Here is an 18594-nt window from a genome sequence, read left to right as displayed (position 1 = left end):
TACTTATCCCCAAAAGATCATACAAAAGAGGTGTATTCTATAGCGAGATCACTAGGATCGCTATCCTTTAAATAGATTTATCCCCAGTAAGATCATCTTTATTTATATACGCAGATCCAAAACGATCCTTAACGATCAAAATAATCTGACAAAGCAGCAAACTCAGCTTTATTAAGCGATCCAGATCGATCTATAATTGGCGACCTTCGATCTGGCTAATGATCACTAGATCCACAAGATATAGTGGCCATTCACAGAGTTATCCACACTAGATAGTGTGTAAGGATAACTTGATAAGAAGATATAGAGGCAGATTTTACCCACTTGAGGGTTTTGCTTGTTGACGGGCTTAACTAAAGTGATTACAATTCGGCCTCTTTTTTGCCCTTACCTCTTTTATAGGGATAAGGTTTATTCACCTAACAAAGACGGATTGCCATAATGAGTAAACGTACTTTTCAACCTAGCAACCTGAAGCGCAAGCGTTCTCACGGCTTCCGCGCTCGTATGGCTACTGTTGGTGGCCGTAAGGTTATCGCACGTCGTCGTGCAAAAGGTCGCGCTCGTCTTTCTGCTTAATAAGTAGAAATGCAAGTGACCAGCTATACCTTTACGCGGGAGTTACGTCTGTTAACTCCCGCGCAATTCAAATCTGTATTCTCCAATCCCATCAAAGCTTCTTCAGCTGAAATAACCTTACTCGCCATCCCTAATGAGTTACAGCATCCTCGTATTGGATTAACTGTTGCAAAGCGTTATGTTAAGCGAGCCAATCAGCGCAACCGAGTTAAACGTATCATCCGCGACAGTTTTCGTTTGCACCAACACGAATTACCGCCGCTCGATATCGTCGTGCTCGTCAGAAACGGTGTATTGGAAATGGATAATGCAGCATTGCACAAACTGGTAGAGAAGTTATGGCGCAAGCTCAGTCGCCGTTACAATGGCTAGCCACTAAGCTGATCCGAGGCTACCAAATCTTTATCAGCCCTATACTGGGGCCAAAGTGCCGTTTTCACCCCACATGTTCCAATTACGCGCTCGAAGCGATTCGATTGCACGGATTTGTGAAAGGGAGTTGGTTTGCAGGGAAACGCGTATTAAAATGTCACCCTTTACATCCGGGCGGTGAAGATCCCGTCCCTCCAAAAAATAACAGGTGTAATAAATAGGCTATGGAATCTCAACGCAATATATTGCTCATCGGTCTGCTTTTTGTCAGCTTTTTGCTGTGGCAGCAATGGCAAACAGACAAAAATCCGCAACCGGTTGCCACTGAATCTTCAGTTGTAGCTTCAACCGTCACAGATGCGCACAGTGCTGACGTTCCCGATGCCGACGCTGCTCTTCCAGAAGCAGTAGCCGCCTCTAAAGAACTCATTAGCGTCACGACAGACCAACTGACCCTGAAAATTAACCCAGTGGGTGGCGATATCGTCTACTCTGCTCTGGTGGGTCATAAGCTTGAGCAAGACAAGGAAGAACCTTTCGTCCTGCTGCAGCAAACCAAAGACATCTACTACATCTCTCAGAGTGGTCTGATTGGCCGTAACGGCATCGACAGCAGCGCTAAGGGCCGTGCCCACTTTAGCAGCCAGTCACAGGCCTATACCCTAGCCGATGGCCAGGATATCCTGGAGATCCCACTGACCTATGTTGCCGACAATGGCGTGACCTACACTAAGGTGTTCACCCTGCACAGAGGCAAGTTTGATGTTGGCGTTGAATATCGCATCAACAACACCTCAGCCGAACAGCTACAGGTGCAGATGTATGGTCAGATCAAGCACAGCATCAAGAAAAGCGAAAGCAGCATGATGATGCCGACCTATCGCGGTGCCGCCTTCTCGACAGCAGATACCCGCTACGAGAAGTACAGCTTCGAAGATATGGCCGACAAGAACCTGGACAAGAAGACCCTAGGTGGTTGGGCAGCCATGCTGCAACACTACTTCGTATCAGCCTGGGTACCACCAGCAAACGATCAAAACACCATCTTCTCTAGCGTAAGCGCCGGCGGCTTGGCCAATATCGGTTTCCGCGGTGCCGTCTATGATGTTGCACCTGGTACACAGCAGACTATTAGCGCCCAATTCTACGTGGGTCCTAAGGACCAAGAAGCCCTATCGGCCATCTCTGAATCGCTAAACCTGGTAGTTGACTATGGCTTCCTATGGTGGCTGGCAATCCCAATCCACTGGTTGTTGATGTTCTATCAATCTTTCGTGGGTAACTGGGGTGTGGCGATTATCCTAATTACGCTGACCGTACGTGGTATGTTGTACCCGCTGACTAAGGCGCAATACACCTCTATGGCCAAGATGCGTAACCTGCAACCTAAACTGCAGGACATGAAAGAACGCTTCGGCGATGACCGTCAGAAGATGGGTCAGGCCATGATGGAACTGTACAAGAAAGAGAAAGTGAACCCTATGGGTGGCTGTCTGCCTATCTTGCTGCAAATGCCTATCTTCATCGCACTCTACTGGGTACTGCTGGAAAGCTACGAGCTGCGTCACGCGCCATTCATGCTTTGGATCACCGACCTATCGGTACAAGATCCATACTATGTACTGCCGCTGCTGATGGGTGTCTCTATGTTCCTGATGCAGAAGATGCAACCTATGGCGCCAACCATGGATCCTATGCAACAGAAGATGATGCAGTGGATGCCGGTTATCTTTACCGTCTTCTTCCTCTGGTTCCCAGCGGGTCTGGTGCTTTACTGGTTGGTCGGTAACTTGGTGGCCATCACTCAGCAGAAGATCATCTATGCCGGTTTGGAGAAAAAAGGGTTAAAATAACCTCTAGCTCCAACTAATGAAAAAGCGGTCGGATACTCAGTATTGACCGCTTTTTGCTTTTTAATGAAGACAGCTTTCACTCCATCAGCTCAGGAAACACAGTAATGACGACAGATACTATCGTGGCACAAGCAACCGCACCAGGCCGCGGCGGCGTAGGTATCATCAGGGTCTCTGGCGACAAGGCCAGCGACGTAGCCATGGCGGTACTCGGGCATCTGCCTAAGGTTCGTTATGCCGACTACTGTGATTTCAAGGACGCCAATGGCGCGGTGATCGACCAAGGCATCGCCCTCTACTTCAAGGGGCCTAACTCCTTCACCGGCGAAGATGTGCTCGAGCTCCAGGGCCACGGTGGCCAAGTGGTGCTGGATATGCTGATCAAGCGTGTCATGGATATCGATGGTGTGCGTATCGCCAAGCCGGGGGAATTCAGCGAGCAGGCCTTCATGAACGACAAGCTTGATCTGACCCAGGCCGAGGCGATTGCCGATCTGATCGATGCCACCAGTGAACAGGCGGCCAAGAGCGCGCTCAACTCGCTACAGGGTGAGTTCTCCACTCAGGTCCACGAGCTGGTGGATCAGGTAACCAACCTGCGTCTCTACGTGGAGGCCGCGATAGACTTTCCCGACGAGGAGGTGGACTTTCTCTCCGACGGTAAGATTGCCGCCTCACTTGGCAAGATCATCACCAAGCTCGATTCGGTGCAGTCCAGTGCCAAACAAGGCGCAATCATACGCGAAGGGATGAAGGTGGTGATCGCCGGTCGTCCCAACGCGGGCAAGTCCAGCCTGCTCAATGCCTTGGCGGGCAAAGAGTCGGCTATCGTCACGGAAATCGCCGGCACCACCCGAGACGTGCTGCGAGAACATATTCATCTCGACGGCATGCCGCTACACATCATAGACACGGCCGGCCTGCGCGACACCACAGACACGGTAGAGCAGATAGGGATCGAGCGCGCCTGGGCCGAGATAGAGACCGCAGATCAGGTGCTCTTCATGGTGGATGGCACCACCACGGACGCCGTCGATCCCCATGATATCTGGCCCGACTTTATCGATCGCCTGCCCAAAAACCTTGGAGTGACAGTGGTGCGCAACAAGGCGGATCTGACCGGTGAGTCGTTAGACGCCACCGACGAGCAGGGCCACAAGGTATTCCGCCTGTCCGCCAAGACGGGCTCGGGCGTGGATGAACTCAAGGCGCACCTTAAGTCCCTGATGGGCTATCAGAGCAACCTCGAGGGCGGCTTCCTGGCTCGTCGTCGCCACCTAGAGGCATTAGAGCTCGCCAGTAGTCATCTGGCACTGGGTCAGGAACAGTTAGAGGTCTATCAAGCGGGTGAGCTCCTGGCAGAAGAGCTACGCATGTGTCAACTGGCACTGTCGGAAATCACCGGAAAGTTCACCTCAGACGATCTGCTTGGCAAGATCTTCGGCTCGTTCTGTATCGGCAAATAAGCATACTTATTGATCTCTTATTGCACTATAGATGAGCGTTTTTCAAACAGCCATTTATGCTGCTCTCTACAGATAGCCTAAGGCTAGGGCCTTTGCCGTATCCAGAGAAGATTATTTAAACAAAAAGTGAAAGATCCCAGCGGGCTCTTTCCTCATTTTGGTGCATAAACATCCAAGATGGCGATCGAATTAATCAACAGAGATATCAACAAGTAATTCACTTTGCGATCAAAAGTGGTGCATAACTTAACTTATCATGTAATTTGTTGATTATATTTACTTTTTAGTCTTGCTTGTTTTACGAGCTGCTAAATTTAGATCCCGCGATGGGATCTAAACCAAAAAGTTATACTCAAAAGCATGTCATCAATTTTGAATAAGATCTTTTGGGATCGCCGGGCGAGCATCCTCTCCCACTAAACTGACTTTCGTATACCTGACGCGCATCCCGCACGGGCATCGTTCCCCAGGTTTTAGGCCAGATTTCCCCTGGCGACTCAGGTGATCCACTTCTTCCATTTGTTGTCCTTGAGATAGCTGATATCAGCTTAAGATCCTAACCCCCATTACGTTGAATTGGCCTGATCTTAAACTTAGCTCGGCCAGTCTGAGATCTTCTCAAACCTAAGCTCCTATCAAACTTAGATCCCCAAACTTGAACCAGATGTTCCAAGCCTGGCCAGCTATGTCCGGCAGAGATCACTCTCGCTCCTTGATAGCTGAGTTCCACGTGAAACTAGGCAGATTTAGCCTCTCGTAGAGAAGAGGTAGAAAGGAACTAGATAGAGAAGAACTATAGATAGAGCAGAGCTATAGATAGCAATGTAATCGTCAGAGCAACGATTGTCGGTAGACTTATACCCGGGATAATAGCGCCGGCAGCACCAAACGAGAAAACTATTAGTTAAGCAATCGCTGATCTAAATTTTATAATTGAAATACTTGCGATTTTCAGGCCCAGCCAAGTTGCTGTTTATCTTTAGCTCATGCTTATATTCATCCCAGCTGGCGACATTGCGCCCCCGATTGAGATGAGGAAAAGCAAGTTGAGAACTATCGACTTGAGCATCCCCCCCAATGAAGTTGGCTAATCGTGGCAAACTCAGGGGGTCTTCCAGCTGTAAACTCAAGAACTGCTGCGCGAGCCCCTGATCTTGATGAAAATAATCAAACACCTGCTGCTTATGCACTTGATAACAAGTCTTTAGATGCTCAGCATCCATAGGGTCGGCTACGCGATAGATTCCAAAGATATGGCCGAAACTGCGCTTAAGCAGAGGGTGAAAACGCCCTCTTTCTTGATCAAGATGCACCAACATTCGACTCAGCAGCATCTGCATCGAAGGCACCCAGGCATCTAACGGCCTATCGAGATAGACAAATTTAGCGTCCGGATAGAGGCTATGCAGCTGACGATAATCACTAAAACACGGCGCATCGGAAACTGCATCGGCGAGAATAACGGCCTGTTTGGTAAAGGCCTGGTGCGCCACCCTGAGCCCCATCTCCAACAGGGCCACACTGACGCTTGTAGTGCCGGTTCGCGGCAACCCTATGATGAAGACTTTACTTGTGGGTCTTGCAGGCGGTGCGGACTGATGAGGCTGCATAGATATGGCTCGGTACAATTGGAGGCGCAGTATAGTGAAAATACCTTGGCAGGAAAACAGACTTTAGAGTATTAGGCAGTTTATTCACAAGCGTAAAGCCTAGCTGCCAAGCCAGAGGCGGCTTTCACTAGGAGATCACTGTTAAATTCGTTTCAACCCTGTACAATCCGCGCCTTGTTTGACCCAAGACGGCATTTTTGTAGATACACCATGATAGATCTGGCACTGCTTCCCCTCTATTTAACCACAGTTATCGCCCTACTCCTTATCCCTGGGCCCGATATGTTACTCATCGCCAGTTCGAGTCTTAGTTATGGCAAGAAGGTAGGCGTCTATGCCAGCTTCGGTAATGCCACCTCGGGACTGATCTTGACCCTGCTGGCGGCGCTGGGGGTATCGGCGCTGATCGCCCTCAACCCGGTTGCACTAGAAGTATTAAGAATAGCCGGCGGTCTTTACCTGCTGAAGATGGGCTGGGACTGTATGCGCGCCGCGCCGAGTCAGGCGCCGGAGATCGCCGGGCAGAAAAAATTAGCCAGGCAGCTCTATCGCCGCGCGGTGATCAGCAACCTGTTAAACCCTAAGGCACTGATCTTCTTCGTGCTCTTCTTGCCCCAATTTGTCTCCAGTCAACTGACTGCCAGCTCTACTGAGCAGATGCTGGCCCTGGGGCTAGTGCTCAACATCATGGGGCTGAGTTTTAATCTCTTGCTGGTGGCCTTGGTTGGCAGTCTGGGCAAGAATCTGCTCGACAACGAGAAGTTCAGAACCAATCAGAATAAGTTTATGGGGCTGATCTTCTTCCTGTTGGCCATCTGGCTGCTGGCCTCCCAGCTACAAAGCGTGGGCTAAGGCGCTTCACGCCGGCATTAGCCCACTCTTACCATAATCAACGTTTGCCATAGTCCACTAAGGTCTGCCGATAGAGGGCCAGCAATCGCTTGTCCTCCACCGCAACCCCTATACGCTGAGACGGCTTATCGTGCCACTCGTCGTGGGGATACTGACGACCATCAAATTTCTGTATGGTATGGCCTTCGGCCGGCCCATCGGTGACCACCCGAACCGGACCGTCTCTCAGGGTAAACAGGCTCTTATCGATCACATAGGCAATGGCCGATGGGTCGTGCACATGGCAGCCTTCCAGCCCCAGCTTTTGAGAGTAAAACTTGAGATAGAAGCGGCTAATGGTCCAGATAAACTCCCCCGGCTTCCCAGCCGCATCACGCAATTCATCGAGATACTCACGGGTAAAGAAGCTCTGCTGCGTTACATCCAAGCCTATGATGGTCACAGGCCAACGCGCGGTAAAGACCAGATCTGCCGCATGAGGATCGTCATGAATATTGGCCTCGGCATAAGGCGTCACATTGCCCCTGTGACCATTGACACCGAAGGCGCCGCCCATCACTACCACCTCTTTCACCAGATCGACAATATCCGGCGCCGCCTGTAAAGCGAGGGCTAAATTAGTCAGCGGCCCGACTGCCACCAGGGTGATCTCGCCGGGCTGAGCCCGCACGCTATCGATAATATATTGATAGGCGGGTCTGGGATCCGCCTGAAGATCTTTGACGCTAGGCGCATGAAAATCGCCAAAGCCTGTCTCGCCATGGACTATGGTCGTCGGCCCCACCGGCGGTCTCACCAGAGGCCTATCGGCGCCCTTAACTACATCCGCCTTTAGCCCATATTTCTGCTTTAAAAATAGCGCGTTGGCCGTGGCATTATCTATCGTGGCATTGCCATAAACACAGGTGATCGCCTCGAGCGAGATACCAGGATGCGCCTCGGCGAACAGTATCGCCATCGCATCGTCTATGCCTGGATCCGTATCTAAAATAATTTTCTGCACCATTGAACTTCACTTCCTTAAGCAGACGTATAAAGTGAGACAAGCTTAGCCTGCCCCCGGCCAAACTAACGTGATCCAGCTTTTAGCTCACCAAAGTCGCCAGGGGCATCATCTATAATACAGAGATAAATTGCGGTTAGCCCCTTAGGATGTAGCCGCCAGTATCGCCACAGATTAAAAACTAAATTAAGACACTAAGTTAAGAAACCAAATTAAGAAACTAAATTAAGAAACTAAAGCATGTTAGATAAAAGCCGACTGAGCCGCTTCAAGACCCAGATAGATAGCCAAACGGAGATCGCCAAGTTCGACGCACTGGCCAAGGAGTGGCGCGATCCCCACGGCAAGTTTAAGCATGTGCTCGGCTTCAATCAGACCCGGCTCACGGCCATAGAAGATCAGATCGCCAGCCATTTTGGTCGCGATCTCACCCAGGATATCCCCTTCGACGGACTGTCGTTATTGGACATAGGCTGCGGCGTCGGCCTGCTGTGCGAACCCTTGGCCAGCCAGGGTGCCCGGGTGACGGGCATAGACGCCAGCGAACATAACATCACTCTGGCACACCGCCACGCTAACAGCTGGTCGATCCCCATAGAGTATCGCCATTGCTTGGCCAGCGATCTTCCAAGGGATCAGCCTCAATATGATGTGATCTTAAATACCGAGGTGATCGAACACGTCGAGGATCAGGCGGCGCTGGTGGCCACCTGTTGTGACCTGTTAAAACCAGGCGGTCTCCTGGTGATGGCGACCCTCAATCGCACCCTAAGATCCTATCTCATCGGCATAATAGGCGCCGAGTACATCATGCGCTACCTCCCCATAGGCACCCACGACTGGCACCACTTCGTTACCCCCTTAGAGCTGGACGAAATGCTCACTCCCCATGGATTATCGACCAAAGGGGTCGAGGGCATGGCCTTTAATCCCTTCACCCGCCGCTGGAAGATCACCAGCAATTCGGCGGTCAACTATCTGCTCTACGCCAGTAAGCCTATACCTGGGCTTTTAGAGGCCTAATCCCCTTCTGCTCGCGAAATGCAGCAAGCAGAGAAGACCAACGCCAAGAATTGGCTTATGATGGCAGCAATCAGCCTGCTGACAGCATCGCTTGTCTAGCTAGATTAACTATTTGAATTTAGGAAATATAATGGCAAAAATTGAACTAATTGTCGGCACCACCTTGGGAAGCGCCGAGTATGTCGCCGATGAGTTAGCCGCCCAACTGGATGATCAGGGCCACGAAACCCAGGTACATCTTAAGGCCGAACTAAGCGATCTGGATCCCAAGAGCCTGTGGTTGATCGTCTCATCGACACATGGCGCAGGCGATCTGCCCGATAATCTGCAGCCATTTTTCGATGAGATCGACAGTAAAAAGCCGGATCTGAGCAGGACTAAATACGCCTTATGCGCCATAGGCGACTCGAGTTACGACACCTTTTGTCTGGGGCCGGAAAAACTGATCGAGGCGATGGAAAATTGCGGTGCACAAGTCTATGTGGATAAGATCCAGATCGATGTTCAATACGATCCCATCCCCGAAGAGCCCGCCCAGGCGTGGTTGAGCGGCTGGCAAGATAAGCTTTAGATCCCCTCCTCCCTCTTCACACCGATCTCACCCACAGATTAGATCTACCTTATCCACAAATTACGATCCAAAATGATAAATATGTGGATAAGGTATTATTTTGATCTGATCTAACTCTGCATTATTCAACCCACCTCGACAGCCAAGATCCACATTGTGGATAAGTAAGGGATCTACCCACAAGCTTAATTCATTTAGATCGCGATCAGATCACAGGTTCGAACTCTCGTTATCTATTGATTTTAAACGGTAAATAGACTTACCCACAGAAGATCGCGATCCTAATAGTAAACATAACAAAAGATCTATATAAAGATCTTAAGATCTATAAGCCAGATCCTTTGGCGATCGAAAGGCCTAAATTGATCTTTCACCTATGGCTTTCCAGATGCTAAAATACTCGGCTACTCATCGAGTAACTCTGTCCGATCTATGGGCAATATCATTTTTATTTTCGATATAGGTTTTAAGGTAATCTGATGCATTTTCATGAGCGGTTTGATGTAATTGTTGTTGGCGGTGGTCATGCAGGAACCGAAGCAGCATTAGCATCTGCTAGGATGGGGTCCAAGACATTATTGTTAACCCATAATATCGATACCTTAGGCCAGATGTCCTGTAACCCGGCAATTGGTGGTATTGGTAAGGGTCACCTTGTTAAGGAGATCGATGCCCTGGGTGGCGCCATGGCCGTTGCAACCGATCATGCCGGTATTCAGTTTCGCACCTTAAATTCCAGTAAAGGCCCAGCGGTACGTGCCACTCGTGCACAGGCGGATCGCGCCCTCTATCGCGCCAAGATCCAACAGATCCTGCAAAACCAACCTAATTTACGCCTGTTCCAACAAGCGGTAGACGATCTCATCGTCGAGAATGATCGTGTTATCGGGGTCGTTACCCAGATGGGACTGGCCTTCGAGGCTCCTGCAATCGTACTGACGGCGGGAACCTTCTTAAGCGGCAAGATCCATATTGGTCTGGAAAATTACAGCGGTGGCCGTGCCGGCGATCCGCCATCGATCTCCCTTGCCGATCGTTTACGTGAATTACCGATTCGTGTTGGCCGTCTGAAAACCGGTACGCCACCACGTATCGATGCCAACACCATTAACTTCGATCTGATGACTGAGCAGAAAGGTGACGATCCTTTACCAGTGATGTCTTTTATCGGTGACGTCAAAGATCATCCTAAGCAGATCTCCTGTTTTATTACCCACACCAATGAGCGCACTCACGACATTATTCGTGGCGGGTTAGACAGAAGCCCCATGTATTCAGGGGTAATCGAAGGCATAGGTCCGCGTTACTGCCCTTCAATCGAAGATAAGATCAATCGCTTCGCCGACAAGAGCTCGCATCAGATCTTTATCGAGCCTGAAGGCTTGAACACCAACGAGATCTACCCTAACGGGATCTCCACCAGCCTGCCTTTCGATGTTCAGCTGAACCTGGTGCGTTCGATTCAAGGTATGGAAAACGCCGAGATCATCCGTCCGGGTTATGCCATCGAATACGATTATTTCGATCCAAGAGATCTGAAAAATTCTTTAGAAACCAAGGCGATTTCCGGTTTGTTCTTCGCGGGGCAAATCAACGGTACCACAGGTTACGAAGAGGCCGGCGCCCAAGGCCTGTTGGCGGGCATGAACGCCTCATTGCAGGTACAGGGTAAAGAAGCCTGGTGTCCGCGTCGTGACGAGGCTTATCTCGGCGTCTTGGTCGACGATCTGTCGACCCTAGGTACCAAAGAACCCTACCGCATGTTCACCAGCCGCGCCGAATACCGTCTGCTGCTGCGTGAAGACAATGCCGATCTGCGTCTCACCGAGAAAGGCCGCGACCTGGGTCTGGTGGATGATGATCGCTGGGCTAAGTTCAATGCCAAGCGCGAGGCGATCGAACTCGAACTACAGCGTCTGCGTAGTCAGTGGATCCACCCTAACTCGCCGCTGGTTGATGCGCTTAACCCGCATCTCAACACGCCTATCACCCGTGAAGCCACCTTCGAGGAGCTGCTGCGCAGACCCGAACTGGATTACCCTAAGCTGATGAGTGTTGAGGGATTTGGCCCAGCCATCGAAGATCAACGCGCCGCCGAGCAGGTGCAGATCCAGGTGAAATATTCAGGTTACATCCAGCGTCAACAAGATGAGATCGACAAGGCGATTCGCCATGAGAAGACCGGCCTGCCACAGGATCTCGACTATCAAGAGGTGCCTGGCCTCTCCAACGAGGTGATCGCCAAGCTTAACGATCACAAGCCGGATACCGTGGGCCAGGCCTCGCGTATCTCGGGGATCACGCCGGCGGCAATCTCTATTCTACTCGTTCACCTGAAGAAGCGTGGCTTGCTCAGAAAGAGCGCCTAAACCAGCAAAAAATCTATTTTGATGACCGGGATGGGAGGTCAAGCACTTCCCATCCCTGCGACTCGGCTTCATAATATCCCATTGTTTATCGAGGATACTCCTGTGTTAGCAGCCCAATTAGACAGCTATCTTGCCGACATGCAGATGACGGCTACTCCGAAGCAGAAACAGCAACTGCTTGATTTTGTTGCCATGCTTGCCAAGTGGAACAAGGCCTATAACCTAACGTCCGTACGGGATCCTGAGCAGATGCTGATCCGTCATATCATGGACAGCCTGGCGGCTAGCCCTCACCTGGTAGGTGAGCGTTTCATCGATGTGGGCACTGGACCTGGTCTTCCGGGGATCCCCCTGGCCATCATGAATCCAGATAAAGAGTTTGTGCTGCTCGATAGCCTGGGCAAACGGATTCGTTTTCAAAAACAAGTTCAATTTGAGCTGGCGATAGGTAATATTAGTTCGGTCGAGAGCCGGGTCGAAGCCTATCAGCCCGAAGAGAAGTTTGATGGCGTGCTCAGCCGCGCCTTCGCGTCGATTCAGGACATGTTGCAATGGTGCCACCATCTGCCAAAGCCCACTGGCTGTTTTTATGCCTTGAAGGGACAGTTGAGCGATGAAGAGATGGCGAACATGCCTGAAGGATTTACCCTGACCGACGTCTTCGAGCTCAAGGTGCCTCGTCTCGACGAACAGCGCCACCTGCTACGGGTGGTCAAAGCGGCTTAGTCCCCTGGGTTAAGAGTTGCATTATTTAACCAGTTCAAGCAATTTGATAGGGCGTTTTACTATCGAATCGACCAACGTGATAGACAGGATGATATTGTGGGTAAAGTGATAGCCGTGGCTAACCAGAAAGGTGGCGTCGGAAAAACAACGACTTGTGTGAACTTAGCGGCTTCTCTGGCGGCCACCAAGCGAAAAGTGTTGCTTATCGATCTCGATCCTCAAGGTAATGCGACTATGGGGAGCGGCGTCGACAAGTACAGCGTCGAAAACACCGCCTATGAACTCTTGGTTGAAGAAAAGTCGGTCGAAGAGGTGGTTTATCGCGACACAGCCGGCAAATACGATCTGATCGCCGGTAATGGTGATGTGACGGCGGCCGAGATCAAGCTGATGGAGTTCTTCGCCCGGGAGATTCGCCTGCGTAACGCCCTGGCCCCAGTCAAAGATTACTATGATTTTATCTTCATCGATTGCCCGCCTTCGCTGAACATGCTGACGGTTAACGCCATGTCGGCCGCCGATTCTGTCTTGGTGCCGATGCAGTGTGAATATTATGCCCTGGAAGGTTTGACCGCCCTGATGGACACCATCAGTAAACTGGCGGCCATGGTGAACCCTGGGCTTTCCATCGAAGGGATCCTGCGCACCATGTACGATCCCCGCAACCGACTCGCTAACGATGTGTCGGATCAATTAAAACAGCATTTTGGCGATAAGGTTTATCGCACAGTGATCCCGCGTAACGTGAGACTCGCCGAGGCGCCAAGTTTTGGTGCTCCTGCCATGTATTACGATAAGTCCAGTGCCGGTGCCAAGGCTTACCTGGCGTTGGCTGGCGAGATCATTCGACGAGCTGAGCAGCATTCTCAGTTAGAGCAAGCTTAAGGAAAAACAGATGACACCCAAAAAACGTGGTCTAGGCAAAGGATTAGACGCACTGTTAAGCACTAGCCATGCGGCGGCAAGACAGGCCCCTATGCAAGAGGCTGAGCCGAATAACAACGAAGAGCTCAAGATGATTGCCCTGGATCTGCTGCAGCCAGGCAAGTATCAGCCCCGCAAGGATATGTCGCCAGAGGCGCTGGAGGAGCTGGCTGAGTCGATCAAGACCCAGGGGATCATTCAGCCTATCGTAGTGCGTAAGGTGTCGGATAAGGGCTATGAGATCATCGCCGGTGAGCGTCGCTGGCGCGCATCGCAACTGGCTAAACTCGACAAGGTGCCCTGTATCGTCAAGCAGGTACCAGATGAGGCCGCCGGTGTTATTGCCCTAATCGAGAACATTCAGCGTGAAGATCTTAACGCGATGGAAGAGGCTATCGCGCTGGAGCGTCTGATCAAAGAGTTCGACCTGACCCATCAACAGACGGCCGATGCCGTGGGTAAGTCGCGCACGACTGTATCAAACCTTTTACGTTTGAATGGCTTAGAAGAGCCGGTTAAGCGTATGCTGGAATATGGCGATATTGATATGGGGCATGCCCGTGCCCTGCTCGCACTGCCTGGTGATGAGCAAACTAACCTGGCCAGAACCGTGATTGCCAAAGAACTAACTGTTCGTGAAACTGAACGATTAGTGAATAAAACCTTAAATCCACCTGAAATTGTCGATAAACCCGCAAAAGATCAGGATGTCGCCCGTCTAGAGAGCCAATTAATTGAAAAATTAGGGGCAAAAGTTTCCATTAGCCATAACAAAAAAGGCAAGGGCAAAATGGTAATTAACTATCAAAATTTGGCTGAATTGGATGGTATTATTGAGAAAATCCGTTAATTAGCCCAAGTTAACGTAATATTATGTAACTTTGTGACATCTGTTAATCTTTCACTTTTAGACTTTTGGCGTAGATCACGTTAAAAGTCCCCATTTTTACTTACCTTAAACTTGCTTTGAATGTGCGAAAAGGTATACTTTCGCAAGCTTTTTGTACCTCTAAGATGGCCTGATAATTTGTCGTCCGGTCATAGAAACAAAAAGTAAGAATGCGGAGAAGATGAATTGAGCAAGGTTTTAGCACGTCGTGGCCGGTGGTCTGCCTATAAATTGGTGTTGATGCAGGCGGCGGTGGCTGGGGGTGTTTCGATTGTCTTTTTCGCCGTGTGGGGAGCTCAGTACGGACTGTCTGCGTTAGCAGGTGGTGCCATTGCTGTACTCCCTAATTTTGTATTCGCGACCCTCGCTTTTTCCCATACGGGAGCAAGTTCAGCAGGAAAGGTAATGAAAACCTTTTACTGGGGGGAAGCGGTAAAGTTGCTGTTAACCATAGCAATGTTCTCGCTGGTATTTATCAATCTTAAAGTGGTCTTTATGCCGCTTTTTGTTTGTTATATCTCGGCGCTAATAGTGCATTGGACAGCTCCTTTATACTTCAAGCAAAGTTAAGTGGGATGAATCATGGCTGCAACTGGTGAAGCGTTAACACCGCAGGGCTATATCCAGCACCACCTTACCAACTTACACGTTGGTGAAGGCTTCTGGACATGGCACATTGATTCGTTGTTCTTTTCGGTTGGGCTTGGTGTTCTATTCTTGTGGCTATTCCGTAGCGTTGGCAAGAAGGCAACGACAGGTGTTCCCGGTAAGCTTCAATGCTTTATCGAGATGATCGTTGAATTCGTCGATGGCAGCGTGAAGGAAACCTTCCATGGCCGCAATCCTGTTATTGCTCCGTTGGCATTAACGATTTTTGTGTGGGTATTCATGATGAACTTCATGGATATGATTCCAGTTGATTGGCTGCCTTGGGCTGCTGGCCTGGCCGGGATCACTCACCTGAAAGTCGTACCAACTACCGACCTAAACATCACCTTCAGCTTAGCTCTGGGTGTGTTTGTGCTGATTATCTACTACAGCATCAAGGTCAAGGGCGTTTCAGGCTTTGTTAAAGAACTGACATTACAGCCTTTTAACCATAAGGCAATGATACCCGTCAACCTCCTATTAGAGTCGGTTACCCTGATCGCTAAGCCTATTTCATTGGCATTGCGTCTGTTCGGTAACTTGTACGCAGGTGAGTTGATCTTCATCCTTATTGCGCTGATGTATGGTGCTAACTTGGCGTTATCTGCCCTAGGTGTGACTCTACAACTAGGTTGGTTAATCTTCCATATTTTGGTTATCACTCTGCAGGCGTTTATCTTCATGATGCTGACGATCGTGTATCTCAGCATGGCACATGAAGATCATTAAGGGTTGCTGAAGAAATTTTTTTTAAGCTAAATCACAAACTAACTAAAGATTTAGAATATTGGAGATAGAGATGGAAACTGTATTAGGCATGACAGCTATCGCTGTTGCTCTACTGATTGGTATGGGTGCTCTAGGTACCGCTATCGGTTTCGGCCTACTAGGTGGCAAGTTCTTGGAAGGCGCTGCGCGTCAACCAGAAATGGCTCCTATGCTACAAGTTAAGATGTTCATTGTTGCTGGTCTATTGGATGCGGTAACCATGATCGGTGTAGGTATTGCACTATTTATGCTGTTTACTAACCCACTGGGTGCAATGCTGTAATCAACGCTTCTGTCTTTAATCTAAATAGGAGGCTGTTGTGAATATCAACGTCACCCTAATCGGTCAGACGGTTGCCTTTATTATCTTCGTGTGGTTCTGCATGAAGTTTGTTTGGCCCCCTTTGATGAATGCCATCGAAGAGCGCCAAAAAAGGATCGCCGACGGTCTAGCTGATGCTGATCGTGCTGTAAAAGACCTAGAGTTGGCACAGGCGAAAGCCACCGACCAACTAAAAGAAGCTAAGGCAACTGCTAACGAAATCATTGAGCAAGCTAACAAGCGTAAAGCTCAGATTGTCGATGAGGCCAAAGCCGAAGCAGACGCTGAGCGTGCGAAAATCATCGCTCAGGGTAAAGCAGAAATTGAAGCTGAACGTAATCGCGTGAAAGAAGACCTGCGTAAGCAAGTTGCTGCTCTGGCTATCGCCGGTGCAGAGAAGATCCTTGAGCGTTCGATTGATGAAGCCGCCCACAGTGACATAGTTAACAAACTTGTTGCTGAAATTTGATTAGGGAGTGAGTTATGGCTGAATTAAGCACCATCGCTCGTCCTTACGCAAAGGCAGCATTTGACTTTGCTATTGAGAAAAATGCAGTAGAAAGCTGGGCTGAAATGCTTAGCTTTGCCGCTCAAGTCAGTGAAAACGAGACGATGAAGCCGCTACTGTCTGGTGCGCTTTCGAGCAGCCAGCTTGCCGACCTTTTCATTAAGGTGTGTGGTGAGCAGATCAATGAGCAAGGTCAAAATCTGATAAAGGTAATGGCTGAAAACGGTCGTTTGGAAGTACTTCCTGCTGTATATGAACTCTTTCATGAGTTCAGCAACGAGTGGGCGAAAGAGGTTGAAGCATCTGTTGTTTCTGCCACTGAGCTTAGCGCAGAGCAACAGCAACAAATTAGTGCTTCTCTAGAAAAACGTCTCACACGCAAAGTTAAGCTGAATTGCAGCGTAGATGCCAGCCTGGTGGCTGGTGTAATCATCACGGCAGGTGACCTAGTCATAGATGGCTCGGTCAGCGGTAAACTAAACCGCCTGTCTGAAAAGCTGCAGTCGTAATTGGGAGTTTGAGCATGCAACTGAATTCCACTGAAATCAGCGATCTGATTAAACAGCGGATCGAGCAGTTCGAAGTCGTTAGTGAAGCTCGCAACGAAGGTACTATCGTTGCAGTGAGCGACGGCATTATTCGCGTTCACGGCCTTGCCGATGTAATGCAAGGTGAGATGATCGAACTGCCTGGTAACCGTTATGCGATCGCGTTGAACTTAGAACGTGATTCTGTCGGTGCCGTAGTTATGGGTCCTTATGCCGATCTGGCAGAAGGCCAAAAAGTTAAGACAACTGGTCGTATCTTGGAAGTGCCTGTTGGCCGTGGTCTACTTGGCCGCGTAGTTAACACACTGGGCCAACCAATCGACGGTAAAGGACCTATCGATAACGATGGTTTCTCTCCTGTTGAAGTGATCGCACCAGGCGTTATTGAACGTAAGTCGGTTGATCAGCCAGTACAAACTGGTTATAAAGCCGTTGACTCTATGATTCCAATCGGTCGTGGTCAGCGTGAGCTGGTCATCGGTGACCGTCAGACTGGTAAAACAGCACTGGCGATCGATGCCATCATCAACCAAAAAGATTCAGGCATTAAGTGTGTATATGTGGCAGTAGGCCAGAAGGCTTCTACCATTGCTAACGTAGTACGCAAACTTGAAGAACACGGCGCACTGGCTAACACAGTGGTTGTTGTGGCAACGGCTTCTGAAGCTGCAGCGCTACAATACCTGGCTCCGTACTCAGGTTGTTCAATGGGTGAATACTTCCGTGACCGTGGTGAAGATGCGCTGATCGTATATGATGATCTTTCTAAGCAAGCTGTTGCTTACCGTCAGATCTCATTGCTACTGAAGCGTCCACCAGGACGTGAAGCATACCCAGGTGATGTTTTCTATCTTCACTCTCGTCTACTAGAACGTGCTTCACGCGTTAACGCTGAGTACGTTGAGAAGTTCACTAATGGCGAAGTTAAGGGCCAGACTGGTTCTTTGACTGCACTGCCTATTATTGAAACTCAAGCGGGTGACGTATCTGCATTCGTACCGACCAACGTAATTTCGATTACCGATGGTCAGATCTTCCTTGAAACTGACCTATTCAACTCAGGCCTACGTCCTGCGGTTAACCCAGGTATTTCGGTTTCTCGTGTTGGTGGTGCGGCTCAGACTAAGATCATCAAGAAACTGTCTGGCGGTATCCGTACTGCACTTGCACAGTATCGAGAGCTTGCAGCGTTCTCTCAGTTTGCATCTGACCTTGACGATGCAACTCGTGCTCAGCTTGAGCATGGTGAGCGTGTTACCGAACTCATGAAGCAGAAGCAATACGCGCCAATGAGCGTAGCCGATCAGTCTGTGTCTATTTTCGCAGCTGAAAAAGGTTACCTAAAAGGCGTTGAGCTGAACAAGATCGGTGATTTCGAAGCTTCTTTGCTCTCTTACATGAACAGCGAGCATGCTGACCTAATGAAGACTATCAACGAGACTGGCGACTACAATGCCGACATCGAAGGTGGTTTGAAGGCTGGCCTCGACAAGTTCGTAGAAACCCAAACCTGGTAAAGACACGGAGGTGTCTTAAGGCACCTCAGGTCCAGATTGGAGAGTA

The 18594-nt window shown here is 49.8% G+C and carries 20 protein-coding genes; 18 read left to right on the top strand and 2 right to left on the bottom strand.

All coding sequences use genetic code 11. The features are described from left to right. Window positions 1-441 precede the first annotated feature (441 nt). From rpmH to mnmE, 5 genes are all read left to right on the top strand, one after another. Complete coding sequence (gene rpmH / locus K0J45_RS19715) at window positions 442-579, top strand: 50S ribosomal protein L34 (RefSeq protein WP_011867659.1); 138 nt, start codon at window positions 442-444, stop codon at window positions 577-579. A 15-nt stretch (window positions 580-594) separates the two neighbouring features. Beyond that, entirely contained in the window at window positions 595-951 is a 357-nt protein-coding gene (gene rnpA, locus K0J45_RS19710) for a ribonuclease P protein component (protein ID WP_220045366.1), read from the top strand. Next, the gene (gene yidD, locus K0J45_RS19705) at window positions 918-1172 is read left to right on the top strand and encodes a membrane protein insertion efficiency factor YidD (RefSeq protein ID WP_011867657.1); all 255 of its coding nucleotides are present in this window, start codon (window positions 918-920) and stop codon (window positions 1170-1172) included. Before rnpA ends, yidD begins: the two co-directional genes overlap by 34 nt. Window positions 1173-1175: 3 nt before the next feature. Further along, window positions 1176-2804, top strand: a complete 1629-nt coding sequence (gene yidC, locus K0J45_RS19700) for a membrane protein insertase YidC (RefSeq protein WP_220043790.1) — start codon at window positions 1176-1178, stop codon at window positions 2802-2804. A gap of 104 nt (window positions 2805-2908) precedes the next feature. Further along, entirely contained in the window at window positions 2909-4270 is a 1362-nt protein-coding gene (mnmE, locus tag K0J45_RS19695) for a tRNA uridine-5-carboxymethylaminomethyl(34) synthesis GTPase MnmE (protein ID WP_220043789.1), read from the top strand. 920 nt (window positions 4271-5190) lie between these two features. Here mnmE and K0J45_RS19690 read toward each other — a convergent pair. Continuing rightward, entirely contained in the window at window positions 5191-5880 is a 690-nt protein-coding gene (locus K0J45_RS19690) for a sulfotransferase (RefSeq protein ID WP_220043788.1), read from the bottom strand. Window positions 5881-6090: 210 nt separating this feature from the next. On the opposite strand from K0J45_RS19690, the gene K0J45_RS19685 reads away from it, so the two are divergent. After that, window positions 6091-6732, top strand: coding sequence for a LysE family translocator (locus tag K0J45_RS19685; protein ID WP_220043787.1), 642 nt, complete (start codon window positions 6091-6093; stop codon window positions 6730-6732). A 37-nt stretch (window positions 6733-6769) separates the two neighbouring features. On the opposite strand, the gene K0J45_RS19680 is transcribed toward K0J45_RS19685, so the two are convergent. Further along, window positions 6770-7738, bottom strand: coding sequence for a nucleoside hydrolase (locus K0J45_RS19680; RefSeq protein WP_220043786.1), 969 nt, complete (start codon window positions 7736-7738; stop codon window positions 6770-6772). Window positions 7739-7975: 237 nt separating this feature from the next. Here K0J45_RS19680 and ubiG point away from each other — a divergent pair, with 237 nt between their 5' ends. The 12 genes from ubiG to atpA all read left to right on the top strand — a co-directional run bounded on the left by ubiG (window position 7976) and on the right by atpA (window position 18548). After that, entirely contained in the window at window positions 7976-8758 is a 783-nt protein-coding gene (gene ubiG / locus K0J45_RS19675) for a bifunctional 2-polyprenyl-6-hydroxyphenol methylase/3-demethylubiquinol 3-O-methyltransferase UbiG (RefSeq protein ID WP_220043785.1), read from the top strand. A 130-nt stretch (window positions 8759-8888) separates the two neighbouring features. Next, window positions 8889-9329 carry an FMN-binding protein MioC gene (mioC, locus tag K0J45_RS19670; RefSeq protein WP_220043784.1) on the top strand — a complete coding sequence of 147 codons (441 nt, stop codon included), beginning with the start codon at window positions 8889-8891 and terminating at the stop codon, window positions 9327-9329. 479 nt (window positions 9330-9808) lie between these two features. After that, window positions 9809-11698, top strand: a complete 1890-nt coding sequence (gene mnmG / locus K0J45_RS19665; RefSeq protein WP_220043783.1) for a tRNA uridine-5-carboxymethylaminomethyl(34) synthesis enzyme MnmG — start codon at window positions 9809-9811, stop codon at window positions 11696-11698. Between the two features lie 102 nt (window positions 11699-11800). Beyond that, window positions 11801-12424, top strand: a complete 624-nt coding sequence (gene rsmG / locus K0J45_RS19660) for a 16S rRNA (guanine(527)-N(7))-methyltransferase RsmG (RefSeq protein ID WP_041406831.1) — start codon at window positions 11801-11803, stop codon at window positions 12422-12424. Between the two features lie 96 nt (window positions 12425-12520). After that, window positions 12521-13309: a ParA family protein gene (locus K0J45_RS19655; RefSeq protein WP_011867644.1), complete on the top strand. Its 789-nt coding sequence runs from the start codon at window positions 12521-12523 to the stop codon at window positions 13307-13309. Between the two features lie 10 nt (window positions 13310-13319). Continuing rightward, the gene (locus tag K0J45_RS19650) at window positions 13320-14198 is read left to right on the top strand and encodes a ParB/RepB/Spo0J family partition protein (protein ID WP_220043782.1); all 879 of its coding nucleotides are present in this window, start codon (window positions 13320-13322) and stop codon (window positions 14196-14198) included. Between the two features lie 225 nt (window positions 14199-14423). Beyond that, window positions 14424-14807, top strand: coding sequence for an ATP synthase subunit I (locus K0J45_RS19645; protein ID WP_011867642.1), 384 nt, complete (start codon window positions 14424-14426; stop codon window positions 14805-14807). A gap of 12 nt (window positions 14808-14819) precedes the next feature. Further along, window positions 14820-15614, top strand: a complete 795-nt coding sequence (gene atpB, locus K0J45_RS19640; protein WP_011867641.1) for a F0F1 ATP synthase subunit A — start codon at window positions 14820-14822, stop codon at window positions 15612-15614. Between the two features lie 70 nt (window positions 15615-15684). Then, window positions 15685-15936 (top strand): F0F1 ATP synthase subunit C, encoded by a 252-nt coding sequence (gene atpE, locus K0J45_RS19635; protein WP_011639455.1) that lies wholly within the window; start codon window positions 15685-15687, stop codon window positions 15934-15936. Between the two features lie 37 nt (window positions 15937-15973). Next, complete coding sequence (gene atpF, locus K0J45_RS19630) at window positions 15974-16444, top strand: F0F1 ATP synthase subunit B (RefSeq protein ID WP_011867640.1); 471 nt, start codon at window positions 15974-15976, stop codon at window positions 16442-16444. 14 nt (window positions 16445-16458) lie between these two features. Continuing rightward, window positions 16459-16992 (top strand): F0F1 ATP synthase subunit delta, encoded by a 534-nt coding sequence (atpH, locus tag K0J45_RS19625; protein WP_011867639.1) that lies wholly within the window; start codon window positions 16459-16461, stop codon window positions 16990-16992. Window positions 16993-17006: 14 nt separating this feature from the next. Then, entirely contained in the window at window positions 17007-18548 is a 1542-nt protein-coding gene (gene atpA / locus K0J45_RS19620) for a F0F1 ATP synthase subunit alpha (protein ID WP_011867638.1), read from the top strand. Window positions 18549-18594: the final 46 nt, after the last annotated feature.

This window comes from Shewanella alkalitolerans, from assembly GCF_019457575.1.
Classification (GTDB): Bacteria; Pseudomonadota; Gammaproteobacteria; order Enterobacterales; family Shewanellaceae; genus Shewanella; species Shewanella loihica.
The sequence above is the reverse complement of the archived record's forward strand: the minus strand, read 5'-3'. Positions and strand labels throughout refer to the sequence as shown.

Bases quoted from the DNA above. Each gene is read 5' to 3' on its own strand.
- K0J45_RS19650 (WP_220043782.1), top strand. From the start codon at position 13,320: ATGACACCCAAAAAACGTGGTCTAGGCAAAGGATTAGACGCACTGTTA.
- atpE (WP_011639455.1), top strand. From the start codon at position 15,685: ATGGAAACTGTATTAGGCATGACAGCTATCGCTGTTGCTCTACTGATT.
- K0J45_RS19690 (WP_220043788.1), bottom strand. From the start codon at position 5,880: ATGCAGCCTCATCAGTCCGCACCGCCTGCAAGACCCACAAGTAAAGTC.
- mnmE (WP_220043789.1), top strand. From the start codon at position 2,909: ATGACGACAGATACTATCGTGGCACAAGCAACCGCACCAGGCCGCGGC.
- mioC (WP_220043784.1), top strand. From the start codon at position 8,889: ATGGCAAAAATTGAACTAATTGTCGGCACCACCTTGGGAAGCGCCGAG.
- rpmH (WP_011867659.1), top strand. From the start codon at position 442: ATGAGTAAACGTACTTTTCAACCTAGCAACCTGAAGCGCAAGCGTTCT.
- K0J45_RS19685 (WP_220043787.1), top strand. From the start codon at position 6,091: ATGATAGATCTGGCACTGCTTCCCCTCTATTTAACCACAGTTATCGCC.
- K0J45_RS19680 (WP_220043786.1), bottom strand. From the start codon at position 7,738: ATGGTGCAGAAAATTATTTTAGATACGGATCCAGGCATAGACGATGCG.
- atpH (WP_011867639.1), top strand. From the start codon at position 16,459: ATGGCTGAATTAAGCACCATCGCTCGTCCTTACGCAAAGGCAGCATTT.
- mnmG (WP_220043783.1), top strand. From the start codon at position 9,809: ATGCATTTTCATGAGCGGTTTGATGTAATTGTTGTTGGCGGTGGTCAT.
- ubiG (WP_220043785.1), top strand. From the start codon at position 7,976: ATGTTAGATAAAAGCCGACTGAGCCGCTTCAAGACCCAGATAGATAGC.
- yidC (WP_220043790.1), top strand. From the start codon at position 1,176: ATGGAATCTCAACGCAATATATTGCTCATCGGTCTGCTTTTTGTCAGC.
- atpA (WP_011867638.1), top strand. From the start codon at position 17,007: ATGCAACTGAATTCCACTGAAATCAGCGATCTGATTAAACAGCGGATC.
- atpB (WP_011867641.1), top strand. From the start codon at position 14,820: ATGGCTGCAACTGGTGAAGCGTTAACACCGCAGGGCTATATCCAGCAC.
- yidD (WP_011867657.1), top strand. From the start codon at position 918: ATGGCGCAAGCTCAGTCGCCGTTACAATGGCTAGCCACTAAGCTGATC.